Raw genomic sequence first — 23,822 nt, forward strand, 5'->3', positions numbered from 1 at the left:
TTGGCTCTACTAAAACTAACCATTTTACTAACCAAACCAAAAAATTATTATGAAAAAACGTTATCTAATCCTTTTAGCAGCCGTTGCTTCTTTTAAAGGATTTTCACAAACACCCGCCGCACCAGCTCCTGTAGCTAATGACTACAGTATCTCTTGGTACGGATTTATTAGAACTGATTATATGTGGGATACGAGAAAATCAGCTCAAGTGAGAGAAGATCATTTAAACTTATATCCTTTGGATAAATCTATAAATGCAGGTGATGGTAAAGATGCTAATGCAGTTGGACAATCTAACTTTTTATCTGTTGTATCTCGATTAGGTGTTAAAGTAAAAGGACCTGATGTTTGGGGAGCTAAAGTTAGCGGAACCTTAGAAGGTGATTTCTTTGGAAATTTTGAAGGTTCATCAATAGGAATGTTACGTTTACGTCACGCTTATGCACAATTAGACTGGAAAAAAACCTCATTAACAATGGGACAAACTTGGTACCCTACTTTTATCCCTGAAGTTTTTCCTGGAGTAGCTAATTTTAGTACTGGAATTATGTTTAATCCTTTTGGATGGGCATCTCAGGTCAAATTAAAACAAAACTTAAGCAAAGATTTATCTATTAGTTTTACAGCTTACAAAGAACGTGAGTTCACTACTTCTGGACCTGGAACACAAAATTCAGCTTCTATCAACTCAGCTATTCCTTCTATTAATACTCAACTACAATACAAAAACAAAAATTTATTTTTAGGAGCTGGTGTAGAAATTAAATCGTTACAACCTAGAACAGATAATGGACTTACAGGCACTGCTAAATTAAACACCACAGAAAAAGCAAATAGCAGCAGTGTTTTTGGGTATGGAAAATATGCCAATGACAACATTACAATTAAGGCATACGGAATTTCAGGAGGTAACTTATTCAATATGGTGATGCTAGGTGGATACATTGGATCTACTGCTAACGGAATTGAATCGTATGAGGCTACAAAAACATCTGCATTTTGGGTGGATATTGCTAGTAATGGAAAAGCAATCGCACCAGGCATTTTCTTTGGAAGAACGCAAAACAATGGAGCTGACAAAGCTGGCACTGTGGCTTACGGAAGAGGAATTGGAGTAAGTGGAGCCAGAATGGTAGATAATGTTTGGAGACTTTCTGGACGTATTGACTTTAAGAAAAACAAATTTAGAATCTCTCCAGAGTTAGAATTAACTTCTGCTGACTGGGGAGCTGCAGATGCTTATGGAAAAGCAACAGGTACTTTAACTAACGTAAGCAATTTTAGAACCATGATTTCATGTGTTTACACCTTTTAATGAATATTAATTAACCAAACCTATAAAACAATTAAATTATGAATCAACACAAAAAAAGCTCCTTATGGACCGTAATTGGAGCATCTTCAGTAGGTACCATGATCGAATGGTATGACTTTTACATCTTTGGTAGTTTAGCTACTATTATTTCAACTAAATTTTTCCCTTCAGACAATCCAACGGCTGCCTTCCTTTCTACCTTGGCAACATTTGCTGCAGGTTTTGTAGTGCGTCCTTTTGGGGCATTATTCTTTGGTCGTCTTGGCGATTTGATTGGACGTAAGTACACGTTCATGGTTACTTTAGTATTGATGGGCGGAGCTACTTTCTTAATTGGATGTATTCCAAGTTATGAAACAATTGGTTTCTTAGCACCAACATTAGTATTAATTTTACGTTTACTTCAAGGTCTTGCTCTTGGTGGTGAATACGGTGGGGCTGCTACTTATGTGGCCGAACATGCTGGTCCTGGACAAAGAGGTTATTGGACTTCTTGGATTCAAACTACTGCAACAATCGGCTTATTTGTTTCTCTTATGGTTATCATGGCAACAAAAAGCGCCATGACTAAAGAAGCTTTTGAGGACTGGGGATGGAGAGTTCCGTTTTGGGTTTCTATCTTAATGATCTTGGTTTCTTACTTAATTCGTAAAAACATGAGCGAGTCTCCTGAATTTGCAAAAGTAAAAGCAGAAGGTAAAACATCTAAAAATCCATTAAAAGAAAGTTTTGGTCACAAATTAAATTTCAAATTTGTATTATTGGCTTTATTCGGAATCGTAATGGGTCAAGGTGTAGTTTGGTACACAGGACAATTCTACGCCATGAGTTTCATTGAAAAAGTAATGGGCCTTTCTGATCAAGTGGGAGACATTATGATGTATGCTATTTTAATGGCGACTCCTTTCTTCGTATTCTTCGGATGGTTGTCTGATAAAATTGGCAGAAAATGGCTAATGTTAACAGGTATTTTGATTGCTGTGATTGCTTACAGACCTATTTACAGCAAAATGTACGAGACTACAAATATCAAAAACAAAACCGAAATTGAAGCTAAAACTGTAGTCGTAGCAGAAACGAAAGAAAACAAAGCAAAAGCTCTAGACTCTGTTTACACAACAACTAAAGAATTTACAGATGGCGCTACTTGGAAAGAAGTAAAAACTGTAACTTTAGAAAATGGTGTAGCTAAAATTGGAGATGATGGTAAACCAAAAGTAGAAATTAAGAAAACGATGGTCGTAAATGAATCTGACAAATGGACTTTAGTTTGGTTAGTTTTCATCCAAATCTTTTTAGTAACTGTAGTTTATGGACCAACAGCGGCTTTCTTAGTAGAGTTATTCCCTGCAAAAATTCGTTATACTTCTATGTCTTTACCGTACCACATTGGTAACGGAATCTTTGGAGGATTGCTTCCTGCAGTGGCAACATCATTAGTAGCAGCAGCAACAAAAGCAAATGATGCTGCAGCCGAAGCCGGTCAAGCAGTCGCAGTAGCCGAACCCTATTTACAAGGACTTTGGTATCCAATCATTATTGGAGGTATCTGTTTTGTAATAGGAGCTATATATGTAGATGGTAAAAGTACCTCTCACAAAGAATAAGTATAAAATATAACTTTAAAAATATCATTATGAACGCAATAAAAAAATTATTAGGCATCGTTTGGATCGGTTTAGGTCTTGCAGCTGGATATTATCTTTTGATTAACCAAGCTATTCCAAAATTTGAATCAGGAAAACCAGAGGATATGATTCCTGCTATTATTTATACCTTTATTCTTTCACCAATTATTGTGGGTGGTTTAGGTATCTTCGGATACTATTCACTTACAGGAGAATATAGCGACAAATAATAAAAATTTCACTATTTTATATACAATCGCTGTCACTATTGGCAGCGTTTGTATATTTTTATAACTATGAAGAAGAGACACGAACAAAAACTGGTTATTCTTTCAATGCTAATGTTATTAGCGTTGAACCTGCCATTATTGCTTTTGTTTGACAGTTCAAAACCTTTTCTTGGTTTCCCTGTGATTTACATCTACGTGTTTTCTGCTTGGTTATTTTCTATTGGCACCACTTACTTAATCATCAAAAGATATTATGAGTAGTGTAGGCCTTTTAATCATTTTAGCATTGTATATGCTTATACTCTTTTATATTGCCTATTGGGCAGAAAAAAGAGACCACTCCAGATGGACTAATAATCCGTATATCTATTCTCTTTCATTAGCCGTATATTGTACTGCTTGGACGTATTACGGAAGTATTGGCGTTGCCGCTAATTCTGGATTAAGTTACCTTCCTATCTATTTAGGACCAATCATTATTATACCAACTTGGATGATTATTCTAAAAAAAATCATTCGAATTTCAAGGGTTAATAAAATTTCTAGTATTGCTGATTTCATTTCGTTGAGATATGGCAATGATAGATTCTTAGGCGCATTGGTTACCATTGTTTGTATTGCTGGTATTGTGCCTTACATTGCTTTGCAACTGAAGTCCATCTCGGACACTTTCCATATTGTTACTAAAACCGAATCCAGTACTAATATTTTTTACGACACCACTACTTATGCGTGTATTGCCTTGGCTTTATTTGCTTCCTATTATGGAACCCGCTATGTCGATGCCTCTGAAAAAAGACGTGGTATTGTAACTGCAGTAGCGATGGAATCGGTTTTAAAACTCGTTTTCTTTTTAATCATCGGAATTTATGTTACTTACTTTGTCTTTGATGGTTTTGATGCTATTTATGCTAAAGCTTCGGTTTTAGAAAATTTTGATAAGAAAAATTCAGTTGGAGGATTAACAGGTGGAATCAATTGGTTCTTCCTTTGTATTCTGTCCATGTTTGCCATTTTTCTTTTACCCAGACAATTCCATACTTCAATTGTAGAAAATAATAAAGAAACACACATTAGAACGGCTATGTGGTTGTTCCCATTGTACTTACTTTTGTTCAATATTTTTGTATTTCCAATAGCTTGGGGAGGCAACATTTTATTTCAAGGGAAAGGACTGAATTCAGACACCTATTCGTTATTAATTCCGCAATTTTTCAATAATAACATACTTACTGTTTTAGTTTTTCTGGGCGGATTCTCGGCAGCTATTTCAATGATTATTGTTTCGTCTATTGCATTAGCCACCATGCTAAGTAACAACTTGTTAATTCCGTATGGATTTGTGGGTTCGTTGCAAAATAAATCACAAGAAAAGAACAACAAACGCATCATTCGCAGTAGAAAAATCGGAATTTTTCTATTGATTATTTTGGCGTATGCCATTTACCGAATCTTTATTTTAGATTACTCCTTGGTTTCTATTGGACTCGTTTCATTTGTGGTGATTGCACAATTAGCACCCGCATTTTTCGGCGCACTTTTTTGGAGACGAGGATCTAACAAGGGAGCTATTACAGGTATCCTTATTGGATTTGCAATTTGTTGTTATACCCTTTTAGCACCTTATGCATTGGGCATTACCGATTCTACCAGTTTGTTTATTCAAGAAGGGCCATGGGGAATTGAATTACTTAAACCCTTTCAGCTTTTTGGGTTGGATTATTTACAGCCTATTCCTCACGCATTATTTTGGAGTTTGTTTTTTAATGTAATGTGTTTTGCAGCTGTTTCTGTAAGTTTTAGAGGCAACTATAGAGAACGCAATTATGCCGAAATGTTTGTCGATATTGACAAATACATTACCAATCACGAAGATGCCTTTGTTTGGAAAGGAACGGCATATGTATCCGATATTGAACGCGTTTTACAACGTTTTTTAGGAGAGGAAAGAACCAAACGTGCATTATCCATTTTCAACTTAAAATACAACATCGACAAGAATGTAGCTACCGCCGATGCGCGTTTTATAAAATTTGCCGAGAATTTATTGACGGGTCATATTGGTACGGCTTCCGCCAAAATATTAATTGCAAGTGTGGTGAAAGAAGACGAAATTAGTTTGCCTGAGGTATTGCGAATTTTGGAAGAATCCAAAGAAAACATTATCATCAATAAAAAACTAACGGACACTTCGAATGAATTACAAAAAATATCCGAGCAATTAAAAGTAGCCAATGAGGAACTTGTAAAAAAAGACATTCAAAAAGACGAATTTTTAGACACCGTTACACACGAATTGCGTACACCTATTACTGCAATTAGAGCGGCAAGTGAAATTTTGCATGATGACGAGGATGTACCGTTTGAAGTGCGCAAACAATTCTTGCAAAACATCATTTCAGAATCCGATCGTTTGAATCGTTTGATTGATAAAATTTTGGATTTAGAAAAATTTGAAACGGGAAAACAAAAAATTTATCTTTCTAGAAATAATATTGCTTTAACAGTAGAAAAAACGTTGGGTACTGTAAAACAACTCATCAACAATAAAAAAATACAAGTAGCTTTTGAAGATGCAGGTAAAGAAATCAGAGCTTTTTACGATGAAGAACGCATCATTCAAGTGATTCATAATTTACTGTCGAATGCTATCAAATTTTCGTCTGAAACAGACGGCTTAATTAGCATTCAGATTACCGAAAACGAATCTAATGTTGCAGTTACGATTCACAACAACGGCAAAGGAATCAAAAAGGAAGATTTTGAAGCCATCTTTGATAAATTTTATCAGTCTAGAAATCAAAATGTCAAAAAACCTATTGGTAGCGGATTAGGATTGGCCATTTGTAAACAAATTATTGAGCATCACAAAGGCGCTATTTGGGCCGAAAACAATGTAAAAGAAGGAGCCACTTTTGTCTTCACATTACCCAACTACAATACAACAGAAAACAACTAAAGAAGATGAAAAAGATAGTAATCGTAGACGACGAACCCAATATAGTTATGGCATTAGAATACACCTTCAAAAAAAACAATTTTGAAGTATTCATTGCGCGCGACGGGAAAGAGGCATTAGAAATTGTAGAAAAACAACTCCCAGATGTCATCATTCTCGATGTCATGATGCCAATGGTTGATGGATATGCTACTTTAGAAGAGATAAAAAAAGACGATCGTTTAGCCCATTGTAAAGTCATTTTTCTTTCGGCAAAAAACAAAGAAAAAGACATTGAAAAAGGGTTAGCATTAGGTGCTAATTTGTATGTCGTCAAGCCATTTTCAACTAAAAAATTAGTAGAACAAGTAAATGAATTAATAGAAAGTTAGCCCAAATTGTATATATAAAATAGTTCCCATGAATTACAAAGATACCTACGCAGCAAGCACCGAAAATCCAGAAGCATTTTGGAAGAAACAAGCCGACAGTATTGATTGGTTTACAAAACCTGAAAGCATTTTATCTTCGGATGAAAATGGTTACCCACTTTGGTACAAAGACGGAGAGTTAAACGTATGCTATTTAGCATTAGACAAACATATTGAAGATGGTTTTGGAGACCAAGTGGCCGTAATTTATGACTCGCCAGTGACTCAAACCATTAAAAAATATACTTTTTTAGAAGTAAAAACTGAAGTCGCAAAATTAGCCGGAGGCATGCAATCTTTGGGATTGAAAAAAGGAGACACCGCCGTTATTTATATGCCAATGATTCCGCAAGCCGCATTTGCTATGTTAGCTTGTGCGCGAATTGGCGTTACACATTCAGTGGTTTTTGGAGGATTTGCTCCTCACGAATTAGCTATTCGAATTGACGATTGCAAACCAAGAGCTATCATTACAGCTTCTTCTGGAATTGAAATTGACCGATTGATTGCTTACAAACCATTGGTTGACGAAGCCATTCAGTTAGCAGAACACAAACCTAAAAAAGTAATTATTCTGAACAGAAAATTAGGCGCTAAAGTTCCGTTTAAAAAATACGATGTGGATTATGATGCTTTGGTATACGGATCTGAAGAAGCCGATTGTGTACCATTGAACTCCACACATCCTTTGTATGTTTTGTACACTTCGGGTACTACTGGAAAACCAAAAGGTATTGTTCGTGATTCTGGTGGTTATGCCACTGCTCTGAAATATTCCATGCAAAACGTGTACAACGCCAAAGAAGGCGAAGTGTTTTGGGCAGCTTCTGATGTGGGTTGGGTTGTAGGACATAGCTATATTGTATATGGCCCACTAATTAACCGAAACACTACGATTATTTTTGAAGGAAAACCAATCAAAACACCCGATGCGAGTACTTTCTGGAGAATGATTGAGGAACATAAAGTAAGCGTAATGTTTACTGCTCCAACAGCTATTCGTGCCATCAAGAAAGAAGATCCTAACGGAGAATTTATAAAAAAATACGATTTAAGTTCGTTGAAAATTCAATTTTTAGCTGGCGAACGTTGCGATGTCGCTACATTAGAATGGTACCAAGAACACATTCCGGTTCCGGCAATTGACCACTGGTGGCAAACGGAAACGGGTTGGCCAATCGTAGCCAACATGATGGGTATCGAATATCTACCTATCAAACCAGGATCTGTTGGAAAAGCAGTTCCAGGATACGACATTCGTATTTTCAATGAAAACGGCACCGAAGTAGGACCCAACGAAGAAGGATACGTAGTAATCAAATTGCCTTTGCCTCCGGGAACCTTATTGGATTTATGGAAAGATAACCCAAGATTCAAAGCAGGTTATCTAGAGAAATTCCCGGGGTACTATTTTTCAGGTGATGGCGGATTCAAAGATGACGATGAGTATATTTTTATTACCGGTCGTGTGGATGACGTAATTAATGTTGCGGGTCATCGACTTTCTACTGCCGAAATGGAAGAAATTGTTGCCTCTCATTCGTCTGTGGCAGAATGTGCCGTTATTGGTATTAATGACGAGCTCAAAGGTCAAACGCCTTTGGCCTTGGTGGTAATCAAACACGGTGAAGACATTGAACATTTCCAATTGGAACAAGAAATTGTAAAATTAGTGCGTCAACAAATCGGTGCCGTAGCTTCTTTACGAAATGTAGTAATTGTGCAACGTTTGCCCAAAACCCGTTCGGGTAAAATTCTGCGTAAATTAATGCGAAGTATTACTGATGGCGAAGAATACCAAATTCCATCTACCATTGATGACGAAGCTATTGTAGGCGAAATTATTGAAGTATTGAAAAAATACAAAATTGGAATTTACAGCAAATAAAACAAACCGAATTAGAACATATAAAATAGAATACCATGAGTTATTACAAAATTGAAAATCTAGAAGAATATTTCAAACATTACAAAAAATCAATTCGTGAGCCTAAAAAATTCTGGGACCGAATTGCCTCTGAAAACTTTACGTGGTACCAAGAATGGGACAACGTAATTGATTTCAATATGGCTGAAGCCGAAATTAAATGGTTTACCAATGCCAAAGTAAATATTACGAAAAATTGTATTGACAGACACCTTGCCAAAAGAGGAGATAAAACGGCGATTATTTTTGAACCGAATGATCCGAAAGAAGCAGCACAACACATTTCGTACAACGAATTGTACGAACGCGTCTCTAAAATGGCCAATGTCTTGCGTGACCAAGGCGTCAAAAAAGGAGATCGTGTCTGTATTTATTTACCAATGATTCCTGAATTAGCCATCTCATTATTAGCTTGTGCTAGAATTGGAGCGATTCACTCTGTAGTTTTTGCTGGATTTTCAGCTTCAGCAGTTGCTTCAAGAATCAATGATTGCGAATGTAAAATGGTCATCACTTCAGATGGAAGTTACCGCGGTAACAAAGCCATTGACTTAAAAGGCATTGTGGATGAAGCCTTAGAAAAATGTCCAACTGTTGAAAAAGTATTGGTTGCTAAAAGAACCAACACCAATGTGAATATGAAAGAAGGTCGTGACCAATGGTTACAACCCCTTTTAGACGATGCAATGAATACCAACGTTGCTGAAATTATGGATGCTGAAGATCCTTTATTTATCCTTTACACTTCAGGTTCTACAGGAAAACCAAAAGGAATGGTGCATACTACAGCAGGATATATGGTGTATACTGCTTACACTTTCAAAAATGTATTTAGCTACGAAGAAAATGACATTTTCTGGTGTACTGCTGATATAGGTTGGATTACAGGTCACTCGTACATTCTTTACGGACCATTATTAAACGGAGCTACTACCGTAATTTTTGAAGGAGTTCCTTCGTATCCAGACTTCAGTCGTTTCTGGGAAGTAATTGAAAAACACCAAGTAACTCAATTTTATACAGCGCCAACGGCGATTCGTGCTTTAGCAAAAGAAAGTGTTGAATACGTTCAAAAATATCCTTTACAATCTTTAAAAGTAATTGGTTCCGTTGGTGAACCAATCAATGAAGAAGCTTGGCACTGGTACAATGACCACGTAGGTGGTAAAAGATGTCCAGTAGTCGATACGTGGTGGCAAACCGAAACAGGTGGAATTATGATTTCGCCTTTGGCTTTTGTAACACCTACAAAACCAACCTATGCTTCGCTCCCATTACCAGGTATTCAACCGGTATTGATGGATGAAAAACGCAACGAAATTGAAGGCAATCAAGTGACTGGAAGTTTGTGTATTAAGTATCCTTGGCCAAGTATCGCGAGAACTATTTGGGGCGACCATCAACGTTATAAAGAAACCTATTTTAGTGCTTTCCCTGGAAAATACTTTACAGGAGACGGTGCTTTGCGTGACGAAGTGGGTTATTACAGAATTACAGGTCGTGTTGATGATGTGGTGATTGTTTCGGGACACAATTTAGGAACAGCGCCTATCGAAGATGCTATCAACGAACACCCAGCCGTAGCCGAATCAGCTATTGTAGGTTTCCCACATGACATCAAAGGAAATGCTTTGTACGGATTTGTAATCTTAAAAGAATCTGGTGAATACCGTGATCGAGATAACCTAAGCAAAGAGATTAACCAACATATTTCAGACCACATTGGGCCTATTGCCAAATTGGATAAAATCCAATTCGTTTCGGGCTTACCAAAAACTCGTTCTGGGAAAATCATGCGTAGAATTTTACGTAAAATTGCCGAAGGTGACTTCTCCAATTTTGGAGATATTACCACTTTATTGAATCCAGAAATTGTGGATGAAATTAAAGATGGAAAAATTTAGTTTTTAGTTTGTGTGTTAATTGTAGTTGAAAAAAGCTACTCCTTTCGGGAGTAGCTTTTTTGTTTTTAAAAATATTAAAGGACTTTTAATTAGTTCTAAAGTTCCACACCTGTCCTCTTGTCTCTCCTCCCTTATTATCCTTTACTACGACCTTCCAATAATAAAGTGTAGCCGCTTGTAATGAAGTTGCTGCAAAAGTAGGTGTAGTTATATTATCTCCAACTTTAACTGTTGGTGGATTGGTGGTTCCTAAGTACACATCATAAGTCAATACATCTGTCACATCAGCATCAGAGGCAAACCATTTTAAGGTAGCCGTTGTTCCAGTAATTGTAGTATTACTTTCAGGTTGAATTAATTCAGGTAGAAATGGTAAATGATTGGCTACAGCCACCCCTTCAGTATAAAAACTAAAAGTTCCTGAGTAGGCACTAGATGCATTTTTGCTATCCGTGGCTTTTACTCTCCAATAATAGGCTTTGCCTTTATCTAAAGTAACCGCTTGAGTGCGTGACGACACATCTGTTGTGCTTACAATTTGGGCAAACTGATTATCCGTTGCAATCTGAAGTTGGTATACAACAGGGTTGCTTTCGGCATCCGTTGAAGCACTCCATTCAAAATTAACCACATTGTTAATGCACAACAAACTATTCGTTGGCGCAACTAACGACGGAACCGTTGGCGCAGTATTCGTTGGCTCCGGTGTTGGCGTAGGCCCATCAGAACCACTTCCGCCACACGAAATAAACAAAAAGGTTATACTTACTAAATATATAATTTTTCTCATGTTTACTCTTTTACAATGGTTACACTTACTGGAGTATCTAAATGTACTTTTGCAAAATACACCCCAGCCGATTCTTTTTCTAAATTCAGTTGCACTTTTCCATTCAACACCGAATACTTCCCTTTTGAAATCAATTGACCATTCAAATTGTACAATTCAATCGCTATTTCAGTTTGGAGAGTTGGTGCAGCTATTTCAATTAATCCATGCGTTGGGTTTGGATAAGCCACAAAACCACTTAATGGATCCATGATGCTAGTTGCGTAAATTCCCTCACAAGTTTTAGCTGTTTTTACTTCAAGAAAATCGCCTTGCTGCACTGGAATTGTAAAATTAGTAGCCGAGGTTTCAAATTGGGGCATCCCATTTACAAACACCTCAAAAGGAGCTGTTCCTTCCATAATTTGTACCGATGCAATATTAGAAGCAACTGATGATTTTCCGACTAATGAAGACCCTTTTGTAATAGTTAGACTATAACATTGCTCAAAGTTAGTTTTTCCTGGAATAGTGATACAAATTGGATAAACACCTGGAGCTAAATTAGAAATAGTCAAACTATTATTAGTAAAATTGTAATTGACTCCATTGAGAGTGGCTACGTAATTATACGTTTGAGCCGCATTAATTACAATTGCTCCATTATTCTTATTGGCACAGGTTTCGGCTCTGGATTCTAAATTAAAATTATCCGATGGTAATGCAAATGGTGCCGTAGCTCCAAAAGCTTGTTTGTTTCCATAAATTTTAAATTGTCCCGGTAAAACAGTAATAGCATCATTTACATTGACCACATTTAAACTTGAATTATCCATTAAATTAAACCATTCTCCTGCATAAGGAAAACCCGTAGGAATACTCTTGGTTGTGACATCAAAATTAGCAACAATCACTACATCTTTTAAACTCGTATTAGGTAGATTAGCCTCTGTAATTTTAATGGTTTGCAATAATGAACTTGTATTAGTAATGGTTGCTGTTCCTGAAAAGACTGGCTCTTCTGTTTTTAAGCGAATCATTTTAGCCCAATCCGAATAAATTTTAAATCTATTGGCATTGGCTAACCAATTATTAGTCCATTGCAATTGCGGTTTGGTATCTAATTTACAATCGCCTGTAGCAGCATCTGAAGATGTGTTTACCGTTCCATTATTACAGGTAAAAATAGAATCATCATATCCTAATTCGCCAAAGTGCCAAATCATTTTTGGCCCTGGAACCAATAAAGAAACCGCTCCAATCGCTGACATTCTTGATAAAGCTGTATTTAACGTTTTCACATTGTGAACTGAGTTAGCACTATTACCATATTGAATATTTTTATACATCAAACGTTCTTCGTCGTGACTTTCGGCATAACCCATCAATCTATGATTAGTAAATCCTCTACTAGCACTATTCATTCGAGCAATATTAGCAGTGTATCCCATTGAAAGTTCGTTGTATTCTGTGTTCATTTTACCCCACAACATTATTCCTTTGCTAGGTGACTCTGTTATTCTATAATTTGCCCATTCTTTCTCTTCAGTATCCGTTCCTAAATGTTCAAAAATGGTATAATGTGTTGGGTCTAGACTCCAAGAATAATCGGCATAGGTTTTTAACACTGCAACACGATCTGCACGGTAAGCATTAGTACAGGCGTCATCTCCCGCGGAACATTCTTGTGTAAATCCTTTGGTTAAATCCCAACGGAAACCATCAATTTTGAATTCTTCAATCCAATGTTTCACTACACGTTTTGTATAGTTTTGGGTTCTCGATTGCTGATGATTAAAATCTTCTCCTACACTATAACTATGTTTTGCTACCGTATTAAAATACGGATTTTCAGTCGAAGGACTTCCCCAACCGTCACCATCAGGATCATTCATCCACATTCTTAGCATTGGATTTCTGCCAAAAGCATGATTCAAGGCTACATCTAGAATGACCGCAATACCATTTTGATGGCATTTGTCAATCAATTCTTTTAACTTATCTGAAGTGCCATAAAATTTATCTAAAGCCATGTGAAAAGCGGTATTGTATCCCCAACTTTCATTTCCTTCAAACTCCATTACAGGAAGCAATTCGATAGCATTAATTTTTAAATTTTTAAAATAATCTAATTTATCAATTACCGCTTGAAAATTTCGACCTGCGTCAAAATCACGAACTAATAATTCATAGACTACTAATTTTTCCTTAGCTGGTTTAACAAAATTGGTTGTAGCATTACTCCAAGCATACGGAGTTTGCCCCGTTTGTAAAACAGTTACTTCACGTTCTTGTCCTATTGGATAAGCAGGTAAATTAGGATACGATGTAGATGGAATTGTCGGGTCATCGAAAGGAGACAAAACCAAAGTAGAATAAGGGTCGGCGGTTTTTACCATGGTTGGTGTACCAGCAATTGGCGTAGCATCTACCACCCAATATTGATAAGTATACTTTGTTCCTGTAGTCAAACCTGTCAATTCCAACCAGAATTTATCCGAATTGGTATCCTTTTTCATAGCATATGCATTAGTTGGTTGCCAATTATTAAAACTTCCTGCCACATATACAAAATCTTTAAAAGGAGCATCTATAACCAAAGTGGCTTTTGTCGCATCGTTAGGATCATAATTAATTCCATCAACTAAATTGGTTGGCAAAGCTTGACGATTATTCCCTGGATTAACAATCACCGAAAACTTTTTCGTAATGGTTGTAGTACCCTGAACTACTTCTAATTCGTAATTTTGATTACTGGTAATATTGGAATGTGTAAAAGAATAACTTGAAGTTGATGTGTTAGTATTCATACTCACTCCATTCGATTTCAAATTATAACTCGCATTACCATTGGTATTAGTAGCTGTAATTGTAAAATTAGAACCCGAATTAATAATAGTACTACTGTTTTGTGTTGGCGTAGTAAGATTGACTTGGAAAGAGCCTACCTCAACCAACATATCTTGCGACTTTTTATCGCCTGTACCATCTTTAGCTTTGATTAGGAAACCTATTTTCCCAATTCCTGTAGTGTTATAATAGGTTGTTGGAGTAAAGGTCTTGGTATAGGTGTCATTAGTTTGATTGTAAGTAAACTTGCTGGCTTCGTTAGAATTGTTCCAATCACCGTTTAATGGTGTTCCTTTTTGCGTAACTCCACTTAAATCAAAAGCCCAGGCCCACATGTACAATACATTTCCTGTAACTCCCCAAGCTGATTCATCAATACTATTCCCATTAATGGTTACAGTGATTGATGTGTTTTCCTCAAAAGATGCAGGGTTTACACTATATGTGGCCGTTTGCTGTTGAGCAAAAGAACTTATAGCAAGCAGAAATAAAAAGGATAGTAAAAAATTTTTCATCATTGTATGGTAGGTTAGTTAAAATAAAAAAAAGCACTTAATATTAAAAATTAAGTGCTTTTCATTTCAATCAAAATTTTATTGTGGCATTAATCGTAGATTATAGTTAGCAGAGTTTCTGATATCTAAAACTACTTTATAATTTCCAGCAGTAGGTACTTTCATATCTCCTCCACCTAATTTAATTTTATACTGACCACCAGTTGTTACATTTTCTAAATTTCCTGAAACTGTTCCCATTTTAACTGACCAGTCATCTTTCAAGCGAATTAGAAAATTATCAGCTGCTAAAGTTAAGTTAGCAGTGTACATTTGGTAATAAGGAGAACTTGGATTGGTATCCAAATTTAAAGGAGTACCTGAACCCCATCCATTTGGAGTAGCAGCACCAATAATAGTCACTTGTCTTTTATCCATTGTATAGGTTCCAGCCGTCCAGTTCACAGTAAAGAAATACGTTCCTGCACCTGTTGAAGGTTTAATATCAGATGCTGTTCCTAATACTCCTGAAAAAGCTCCTGAACCATTTGATTCACCTTTATCTCCTGACCAAGATGGTACTGGAGTAAATTTAAATGCAGGAGTAGCATTATTCATCCAAACAAATCCTTCGTAGTTACCATTATTTCCAGCAGAAAATAATTTAGCCACATTAGCATTATCTGGAGACCAGTCAGAACCGTATCCACTAGCTCCTTGGTAATTTCCAGGCACATAAATTCTAGCAAATTCATCATAAGTATCAAAAGCAGTAGCCGTAATTGTAATTTCATTTGAAACTACAGTATATGCATCCACTGTTGAAGAAGATTGATTTAAAGGACTTCCTACAACACGTACTTTGTAAGCTTGAGAAGCGCCAATTGGACCTCCAGCTCCTAGCAAAGCAGCATTCAATTGTCTATTTGTAACTGCTTTTTCTAAATTGATAGAAGAATCAACTCCATAATCTCCTAATGGGAATGTTCCAGGCGCATTAAAATTTCCTGTACTTTTAATTACTTGCAAAGTATATCGTACAGCTGCAGAATATCCAAAAGTTGAAGAAGTCCACTTAGCTGTAAATGCAGTTGCAGAAGCGGTAGAAGCTGATAAAGCATATGTTCCACCTGTTGGAGCAGAAAGCACAATATTGTCTCCCTTTGCAGCAACTGGGCCCAAAAGATCATCTGAACAAGAAACTAAACTTGATAGTATTCCTGCTACTAAAATTAAACTTAAATATATTTTTTTCATAATTATTAATTTATTTTCCAATGGTCTAATTGATTCAGACCATTGGATTTTTTAGACATTAATATCCTGTGTTTTGAGTCAAGTTAGAATTTGTATTTAATTCTGTTTGAGGAATTGGATACACATTGAATTTAGCATCTATACTAGCGCCATTCAAAGCATTTCCTTTCCATTGCCATAACTTAGCACTTCCTGTAAATTTATTAGCACGAATTAAATCTTGTCTTCTGTGACCTTCCCAATATAACTCTCTAGCTCTTTCGTCTAAAACAAAATCTGGAGTAATATCTGAATCATTTGCTACAGCTACAGCTCCAGCACGAGTTCTTAATGTATTAACATACCCTCTAGCAACTGATTTTGATGCAGATGCCACATTGTTAGCTGCTAATTCAGCATACATCAAATACGCATCAGCCAATCTAAACAATGGAAAATCAGTATCTGTATGTGTCAAATTACTTCCATTAGCACCCGCAGAAGTTTTATTAGAATATTTCTTCACTTTTAAACCTCCATTTCCAAAGAAATCAGAAACTGAATTAATAGTTAAAGTAGAAGTTGATGCAGCATCGAACATTGCTCTTCGATCTGTTGTTCCTGATAGATCAGAGAATAAATTAGCAAATTCTTTTCGAGCTGCTAATCCATACCAACCTCCATCAACACCCATGTCTGAGTTCCATCCACCAGTTGATGCATGAATGATGAAAGTAGTTCCTCCCCATGTTTTAGTGTTAACACCATTAAAACGAATTGGGAAAATGATTTCAGATTGCACCGCAGTTCTATCATTATCAGCCATAAACAAGTTGCTGTAGGGAACATTTGCGATACTGTAAGAAGAACCAATTACTGCATTTATTGCAGCAAGAGCCTCAGCATCTTTACTTGTTCCTAAATATACTTTAGCATTCAAATACAATTTAGCTAATAACATTTTAGCAGCTACTTTGTCAACTCTTCCGTATTCGTTAGTTCTAGCGTCTTTTAAATCAGCATCAATCGCATTCAGTTCTTTAACTAAAAAGTCAAAAACAAAGGCTCTGTCTTTTTCAACAGGTTTCGTTCCTACTAAATCTGCATCGGTAGCGAATGCTACTTTTCCAAATAAATCAATACCGTGGTAGTAAGACAATGCTCTTAAGAAACGAACCTCAGCTCTGTATGTTTTTACTTCAGCTTTCACTGCATCACTAACTCCTCTTGAAGCTAATTTTTCGTCAGTTGTAGCACGTAAAAATTCATTAGCTAATCCTACTTGATAAAAAACTCTTGCATAAAACGCTTTTACAAAACGGTTGTCAGCATTCCAAGTGTGGTTGTTTAATTCTGGTAGCGTTGGATCTCCCCATGAAACCATAGCTTCATCAGTTGGCAACTCTTGTAATTGCCAATATCCTCTAAGATATTGACCAAATCCTTCGTCAATTCCTTGAATATCTGCACTTCCGTCTGGTCCATTTTGACCTGTAACAGCTAAACCTGCATAGATTTTAGCTAAAAATTGTTTGTATGAATTTGGATTAGAATAAAAGGCTTCTGATGTGAAATCATCATCATCTTTTGGAGACACATTCATATCATTAGTACATGATACAAAAAATGCAATTAATCCAAGAAATACAAATAATTTAAAATTAATTGATTTTATCTTTTTCATAATAGTGTATATTAAAAATTATAGTTTAATCCAAATAAGAACATTCTTGCACGTGGATAAATTGTACTATCTATACCTCCAAAAACTTCAGGGTCCATTCCTTTGTATTTAGAAATAGTCATTACGTTTTGAACCCCAGAGTACAAACGTAAAGAGGAAGATTGAACATTAAATGGCGTTTCAATCAAATATCCAATAGTTATGTTATCTAATTTTAACCAAGAAGCATCTTTTACATAATAGTCAGATTCCGCTCTTTTTTGAGTAAACAAGGTGTTATTAAAATCAACCGTTGTATTGTTAATTGCTTTCACATTATTGTCTGAAATACTTTGAGCCAAGAAACTTCTACTAGCATTTACATTATCATAAATATAGTTTCCTAAACTTGTTCTCCAAGCCATAGAGAAATCCCATTTTTTGTAGTTGTAGTTGGTCATGAATCCCATGGTAATATCAGCATTTGGTTTTTTAAATGCATGTTTATCCAAAGAAGTAATTTGCCCATCTCCATTTCTGTCTACATAAACACCCTCTACTGGTTTTCCAGCACTATCATATACTTGCTCGTACAACCAGAAGGTATTAGGCGCTAAACGCTCTTTGTGAATTTGTGAATACACATCCAAACCAACTGAACCTTGGAAAAAATCTAGACCGCCTAAATCTTTAATTTTAATATCATTGTAAGCAATGTTGTAGTTAAAGTTCAAAGATGAGTTTTTAGTTTGAATCGCTTTGTAGTTAACATTCAACTCGGCTCCTTTTGTAGTTAATGACCCGATATTTTGGAAACCAGCAGTTCTAAAGTTCTGTAATGAACCTTCTGCTACATAAGCTAACAAATCGTTTGAAGTTTTACTATACACATCTAACGAACCTGTTACTTTATCATTAAACAATCCGAAATCCAAACCAGCATTTACTGTGGTAGTTTCTTCCCATTTCAAGTTACGATTGTATCCTTCTGGTCTTCCTAATTGATAGTATTGATTTCCAAATTGGTATGTTGCACCAGAAGTTAAAGCACTTAAATTATAGCGTTGGAAATAATCATACGCAGCTCCTCCGATGTCTTGTTGACCTGTAACTCCCCATCCTAAACGCAATTTCAATTCAGAAATTGTTTTAGAATTTTTCAAAAATTCTTCGCTAGAAACTTTCCAAGCTAAAGCTGCTCCAGGAAAATTACCCCAACGATTTAACTCTGAAAATCTTGAAGAACCATCGCGTCTAAAATTCACTGTAAGTAAATATTTATCACTCAAATCTACATTTAACCTAGAGTAATAGGCTTGTAAATTAACCCCAGGACTTGTCACAACATCCGGCTTTTGCTCCGCCAATGGTAATAAAGTGTTGGTTGAAAAGTAATTTTCTGAATCAAAATTTTGGTATGAATAACCCGCTGTAAAATCTACTTTTACTTTCCCAAATTTCTTGTTATAATTCAAATATCCGTCTAATAAAGTGTTGGTTGAGTTACCCCATTTAGCTTCGTGGTAACCTAATTTAGCTGAATTGTAAAGTGTCGTTTTAGAATTAGCACTTGTAGTATTATCATCTGTAGTTTCTCTTCTATCAAAGCCTACATTAACTACCGCTTTGATGTCTTCAAAGAAATGCAATTTATATTCTGTTTGAATGTTTCCATAAATACGAGTGCTTCTTCCTTGATTGTTTTTTTGTTGCAATAAAGCCACAGGGTTAGCTGCTCCATAAACAGTATAAGTGTTGGTATTTGGAGTATTTACATCAAAAGTTTCTTTATAACCTCCAAATGGTGAATTGGGATCATAATTTACATAGGTTGGATTGAATGAAATAGCTGCTCCAATAGCACCTTCATCAGCATATCTATTTTTTTCAGTTGCATAATTTGCATTCACTTCAAATTTCAAATGATTGTCCAAAAACGATGGAGTCATAGACAATGCAATTGTATTTCTCTTAAACGATGAGGTTTCTAGTACTCCATCAATATTTGTTTTACCAACAGACAATCTAGTTGGAATTACTTTTAAAAAGTTTCCTCTTACAGATACATCATTTGAAAATGTAATACCATTACGGTAAATCGCATCTTGCCAATCAGTGTTTCCTGTACCTAATAGTGCCACTCTTGAAGGCACATAAGTAGTAATTAAGTTCCTAAATTCATCCGCAGAATATACATCTACTTTTTTAGCCACTGTATTAACTGTAGTTAATGAATTGAACGATACTTTTACACCTTCTTGTTTTGTTCCTTTTTTGGTTTTAATTAAAACAACACCATTAGACCCACGAGAACCATAAATAGCTGTAGCCGAAGCATCTTTCAAAATAGAAAACGATTCAATATCATTCGGGTTAATTGATGACAATCCATTATTTACTGGTAAACCATCAATAACTACCAAAGGATCGTTTGACGCTCCTAACGAAGCTCCTCCTCTAATTCGAATCGCAGCACCATCTCCAGGGCGTCCACCTTGGGTAACAACTACCCCTGCAACTCTACCATTCAATAAGTTTTCAGTATTAGTAATTGCCCCTTTATTGAAATCTTTGGCAGTAATTACCGCAACTGAACCTGTTGCATCCTTCTTTTTAACCGATCCATATCCTACTTGCACTACCACTTCCTGAAGTTGGTTTTCTGCCTCTTCAAGTTTTACCGTTAGATTGGCTTGATTAGAATAGGTAATGGTTTGTCCTTTGTATCCTACAAATGAGAATACCACAGCATCACCTTGTTTAATTTTTGACAATTTAAATTTACCGTCAAAATCAGTAGTAACACTTTGTTGCGCTCCTTTTACTACCACATTTACTCCTGGAATTGGTTGATTTGATTTAGCATCAACTACAACTCCACTAAATGAACTCTGAGCCAACAAACTTGCTGGCAAGAGTAGTAATAAAACTAACAACTTTTTGTAAATTGTTTTCATACTTGTTTGTTTAAATTAATTGAATTTTGGTTAACATTAATAAACTTATACTTTACTTCGAATAACAAACATAATAAAACGATAACGTTTTCGAAACACTCTCAACTATTTTCTATTTACGAAAACGTGGTAGTGTTGAAAAGTTTGTGATTTTAAGAAAATTTATACGGTATTTTTGTAATTGAGCTAATTATACAATACATTTATTCTCAATAACTATTTCTCACTATCAAATATGAAAAGAAAAGTCACACTTAAACAAATTGCAAAGGAACTTGACGTTTCGATTTCTACGGTGTCCAAATCATTGAGAAATAGTCCTGAAATAGGAGAAGAAACTCGCCTAAAAGTACAAGCCTTCGCTAAACTATACCATTACAAACCCAACAATATTGCGCTTAGTTTAAAGAATAGAAAAACCAAAACCATTGGAATCATCATTCCTGAAATAGTGCACTATTTCTTTTCTACCGTTATTAATGGTATTGAACATGTTGCCAATGATAATGGATATAGCGTAGTAATTTGTTTGTCCGACGATTCATTCGACAAAGAAGTGCTCAATATGGAAATGCTTGCCAATGGGAGTATAGATGGATTTATCATGTCTTTGTCCAAAGAAACACAATACAAAGGCGACTTTCACCACATCACCGAAGTCATCAACCAAGGAATGCCAGTAGTAATGTTTGATCGTGTAACCAATGACATCCTCTGCGACAAAGTAATTATTGACGACCAAGCCGCAGCCTATGAAGCCGTTCAAAGTTTAATCGATAAAGGAAAGAAAAAAATAGCCTTAGTTACCACTGTAGATTATGTTAGCGTAGGGAAATTGAGAACCGATGGTTATACCAAAGCTTTACTAGACAACGACATTCCTTTTAATGAAAATTTGATTATTAAAATTGAAGATGTGGATACTTGCGAAATTACCATTAGCAAACTACTAGAAGACAAAGCAATTGATGCCGTTTTTGCAGTAAACGAACTATTTGCGGTAACCATCATCAAAATGGCAAACAAAATGGGAATTCAAGTCCCAAATGATTTATCGGTGATTGCTTTTACCGATGGAATGATTTCAAAGTATTCCACCCCTACTATTACCACTGTGAGCCAAAATGGTAAAAAAATGGGAGCCAAAGCAGCTAAAATGCTAATAAAAAGATTAGAAATAGACGACTATCAAGAAGGGGAAGAGAATTACGTCACAGAAGTAATTTCGACGCACCTTATCGAAAGAGAATCTACAAATTAAACCTAATTTGTTAATTCACTCAGTACTACAACCTTGTAGTTCGTGTTTTTCAATTAAAAATACATTTTCGAAATAAAAGTAATAGGGATTTATCTATATTTGGGACTTCAAAACTTTTACTTTTACTTCGAAAATCCTAGTTAAGTTTTGATAAGCATAGCGCTTATCGTATTAATTTTAAAAATTACGATAATGGAAAAGCGTAGATTAAGTACCCTTGAAATTTGGAGCATGAGCTTTGGTTTCCTTGGGATACAAATGGGATTTGCATTACAAAATGCTAATGCAAGCCGAATTCTTCAAATTTTTGGTGCCGATGTTCATGAACTATCTGGGTTTTGGATTATAGCTCCGTTAATGGGACTCATTGTGCAGCCTATTATTGGTTACTATAGCGACAAAACTTGGGGAAGATTTGGCCGAAGAAAACCATTTTTCTTTACGGGAGCTATTCTTGCCTCTATTGGATTAATCCTGATGCCGCAAGCCGAAATTTTCATCGCAGTACTCCCTGCATTATGGGTAGGTGCTGGAATGTTGATGATTATGGATGCTTCGTTTAACATTGCTATGGAACCCTTCAGAGCTTTAGTAGGAGACAATCTAAGAACCGATCAAAGAACGGCAGGATTCAGTGTTCAAACCGCTTTAATTGGTTTTGGAGCAGTCATTGGATCATGGTTACCGTACACTTTAACCAATTGGTTTGGAGTTTCCAATAAAGATGAAGCTGGAGGTGTCCCTTACAACTTAATTCTATCTTTTATCATTGGAGCCATCGTATTAGTAGGTTCGGTTTTGGTTTCCATTTTCAGCACCAAAGAATATTCTCCTACTGAATTAGCGCAATTTTCAGATGAAAAAGCGACTCCAGAAAAAGAATCCAATCTTTTTGATGTAATTGATGACTTTAAACAAATGCCAACCACCATGAGGCAATTGGCTTTTGTACAATTCTTCTCTTGGTTTGGATTGTTTGGCATGTGGGTATTTACTACTCCTGCCATTGCTCACCACATTTATGGTTTACCTATTAGTGACAATAAAAGTGAAGCCTATCAAAATGCTGGAGACTGGGTAGGTGTTTTATTTGGGGTGTATAATTTAGTGTCTGCATTTTACGCATTTGCTTTACCTTACATTGCAAAAAAAATAGGCCGAAAATTAACCCACGCTATCTCATTAATCATTGGAGGTTTGGGGTTAATTTCGATGTATTTTATGCCCAATGAAAACTGGCTAATTCTCTCTATGATTGCTGTTGGAATTGCTTGGGCTAGTATTTTATCAATGCCATTTGCCATTCTCGCAGGTTCCATTTCACCTTTTAAAATGGGCGTTTATATGGGAATTTTTAACTTTTTTGTTGTAATTCCTCAGATTATTAATGCCTTAATTGGCGGGCCTCTTGTAAAATATGTATATCAGGACAACGCCATATTTGCCATTGTAACGAGTGGCGTGAGTTTTATCATCGCAGCTCTCTTAGTAGCACGAGTTAAAGATGTAGATGATGTAATAAAAAAATAAATTTAATGACTAAAAAAGCATTTATATTCGACCTTGACGGCGTAATTGTCGATACGGCTAAATACCATTATTTAGCTTGGAAAAAAATCGCAACCGACTTAGGTATCGAATTCACACACGAACACAACGAATTATTAAAAGGAGTAAGCCGCGTGCGCTCACTCGATATTATTTTAGGCTTAGGACAAGTCGAAGCTTCTCAGGAGCAAAAAGACCAATGGTTGATTCAAAAAAACGAAGATTACTTATCTTATTTAGTAGATATGGATCAGAGTGAAATTCTTCCTGGAGTGATGCCCGTATTGGAATTTTTGAAAGCCAACCAACAGCCCATCGCTTTGGGTTCAGCAAGTAAAAACGCACGACCTATTTTAGAAAAAACAGGAATTCTATCTTATTTTGATGCCATTGTTGACGGAAATGATGTAAGCAACGCCAAACCAGACCCTGAAGTTTTTCTTCAAGCAGCACAAAAATTAGGTATTACTAATGAAAACTCCATTGTTTTTGAGGATTCGGTTGCTGGAATTCAAGCCGCTAATAGTGCATCTATGACCAGTATTGGAATTGGAGATGCTACCATTTTAAACGAAGCTAAATTCAATTTTAAAGACTTCACTTTTATAGACGAAGCATTTTTAAATTCACTTATAAATAATTAAAAATTGAAATCGGGACCAATTGCCCCC

At 35.9% G+C, this 23,822-nt stretch carries 16 protein-coding genes; 11 read left to right on the forward strand and 5 right to left on the reverse strand.

Annotated elements, in window-relative coordinates; all coding sequences use genetic code 11:
- The first annotated feature begins 49 nt into the window (after positions 1-49).
- The 8 genes from Q0L65_RS10600 to acs all read left to right on the forward strand — a co-directional run bounded on the left by Q0L65_RS10600 (position 50) and on the right by acs (position 10,373).
- Positions 50-1,315, forward strand: a complete 1,266-nt coding sequence (locus Q0L65_RS10600; protein ID WP_296686137.1) for a DcaP family trimeric outer membrane transporter — start codon at positions 50-52, stop codon at positions 1,313-1,315.
- Between the two features lie 38 nt (positions 1,316-1,353).
- A complete protein-coding gene (locus Q0L65_RS10605; protein ID WP_296686140.1) occupies positions 1,354-2,922 on the forward strand; it encodes an MFS transporter in 1,569 nt (522 codons plus the stop codon).
- Between the two features lie 29 nt (positions 2,923-2,951).
- On the forward strand, positions 2,952-3,173 hold the full coding sequence (locus Q0L65_RS10610; protein WP_296686142.1) for a DUF6814 family protein: 222 nt from the start codon (positions 2,952-2,954) through the stop codon (positions 3,171-3,173).
- Positions 3,174-3,239: 66 nt separating this feature from the next.
- Complete coding sequence (locus Q0L65_RS10615) at positions 3,240-3,434, forward strand: hypothetical protein (protein ID WP_296686143.1); 195 nt, start codon at positions 3,240-3,242, stop codon at positions 3,432-3,434.
- Complete coding sequence (locus tag Q0L65_RS10620; protein WP_296686146.1) at positions 3,427-6,132, forward strand: ATP-binding protein; 2,706 nt, start codon at positions 3,427-3,429, stop codon at positions 6,130-6,132. The genes Q0L65_RS10615 and Q0L65_RS10620 overlap by 8 nt, the downstream gene beginning before the upstream one ends.
- Positions 6,133-6,137: 5 nt before the next feature.
- Positions 6,138-6,503 (forward strand): response regulator, encoded by a 366-nt coding sequence (locus Q0L65_RS10625; RefSeq protein ID WP_296686148.1) that lies wholly within the window; start codon positions 6,138-6,140, stop codon positions 6,501-6,503.
- A gap of 28 nt (positions 6,504-6,531) precedes the next feature.
- The gene (locus tag Q0L65_RS10630; RefSeq protein ID WP_296686150.1) at positions 6,532-8,430 is read left to right on the forward strand and encodes a propionyl-CoA synthetase; all 1,899 of its coding nucleotides are present in this window, start codon (positions 6,532-6,534) and stop codon (positions 8,428-8,430) included.
- Positions 8,431-8,465: 35 nt separating this feature from the next.
- Positions 8,466-10,373 carry an acetate--CoA ligase gene (gene acs, locus Q0L65_RS10635; RefSeq protein ID WP_296686152.1) on the forward strand — a complete coding sequence of 636 codons (1,908 nt, stop codon included), beginning with the start codon at positions 8,466-8,468 and terminating at the stop codon, positions 10,371-10,373.
- An 85-nt stretch (positions 10,374-10,458) separates the two neighbouring features.
- On the opposite strand, the gene Q0L65_RS10640 is transcribed toward acs, so the two are convergent.
- The 5 genes from Q0L65_RS10640 to Q0L65_RS10660 form a co-directional block, all read right to left on the reverse strand.
- The gene (locus Q0L65_RS10640; protein ID WP_296686153.1) at positions 10,459-11,163 is read right to left on the reverse strand and encodes a hypothetical protein; all 705 of its coding nucleotides are present in this window, start codon (positions 11,161-11,163) and stop codon (positions 10,459-10,461) included.
- Between the two features lie 2 nt (positions 11,164-11,165).
- Complete coding sequence (locus tag Q0L65_RS10645; protein ID WP_296686266.1) at positions 11,166-14,507, reverse strand: alpha-amylase family glycosyl hydrolase; 3,342 nt, start codon at positions 14,505-14,507, stop codon at positions 11,166-11,168.
- Positions 14,508-14,585: 78 nt separating this feature from the next.
- Complete coding sequence (locus tag Q0L65_RS10650) at positions 14,586-15,743, reverse strand: SusE domain-containing protein (RefSeq protein ID WP_296686154.1); 1,158 nt, start codon at positions 15,741-15,743, stop codon at positions 14,586-14,588.
- Positions 15,744-15,801: 58 nt separating this feature from the next.
- A complete protein-coding gene (locus tag Q0L65_RS10655; protein ID WP_296686156.1) occupies positions 15,802-17,406 on the reverse strand; it encodes a RagB/SusD family nutrient uptake outer membrane protein in 1,605 nt (534 codons plus the stop codon).
- Positions 17,407-17,417: 11 nt separating this feature from the next.
- Positions 17,418-20,342 (reverse strand): SusC/RagA family TonB-linked outer membrane protein, encoded by a 2,925-nt coding sequence (locus Q0L65_RS10660; RefSeq protein ID WP_296686159.1) that lies wholly within the window; start codon positions 20,340-20,342, stop codon positions 17,418-17,420.
- A gap of 235 nt (positions 20,343-20,577) precedes the next feature.
- On the opposite strand from Q0L65_RS10660, the gene Q0L65_RS10665 reads away from it, so the two are divergent.
- The 3 genes from Q0L65_RS10665 to pgmB all read left to right on the forward strand — a co-directional run bounded on the left by Q0L65_RS10665 (position 20,578) and on the right by pgmB (position 23,795).
- Positions 20,578-21,603 carry a LacI family DNA-binding transcriptional regulator gene (locus tag Q0L65_RS10665; protein WP_296686161.1) on the forward strand — a complete coding sequence of 342 codons (1,026 nt, stop codon included), beginning with the start codon at positions 20,578-20,580 and terminating at the stop codon, positions 21,601-21,603.
- Between the two features lie 192 nt (positions 21,604-21,795).
- Positions 21,796-23,133 carry an MFS transporter gene (locus tag Q0L65_RS10670; protein ID WP_296686162.1) on the forward strand — a complete coding sequence of 446 codons (1,338 nt, stop codon included), beginning with the start codon at positions 21,796-21,798 and terminating at the stop codon, positions 23,131-23,133.
- A gap of 5 nt (positions 23,134-23,138) precedes the next feature.
- Entirely contained in the window at positions 23,139-23,795 is a 657-nt protein-coding gene (gene pgmB, locus Q0L65_RS10675) for a beta-phosphoglucomutase (protein ID WP_296686165.1), read from the forward strand.
- The last annotated feature ends 27 nt before the right edge of the window (positions 23,796-23,822 follow it).

Origin of the sequence: Flavobacterium sp., assembly GCF_024642105.1 — a bacterium.
Lineage (GTDB): Bacteria > Bacteroidota > Bacteroidia > Flavobacteriales > Flavobacteriaceae > Flavobacterium.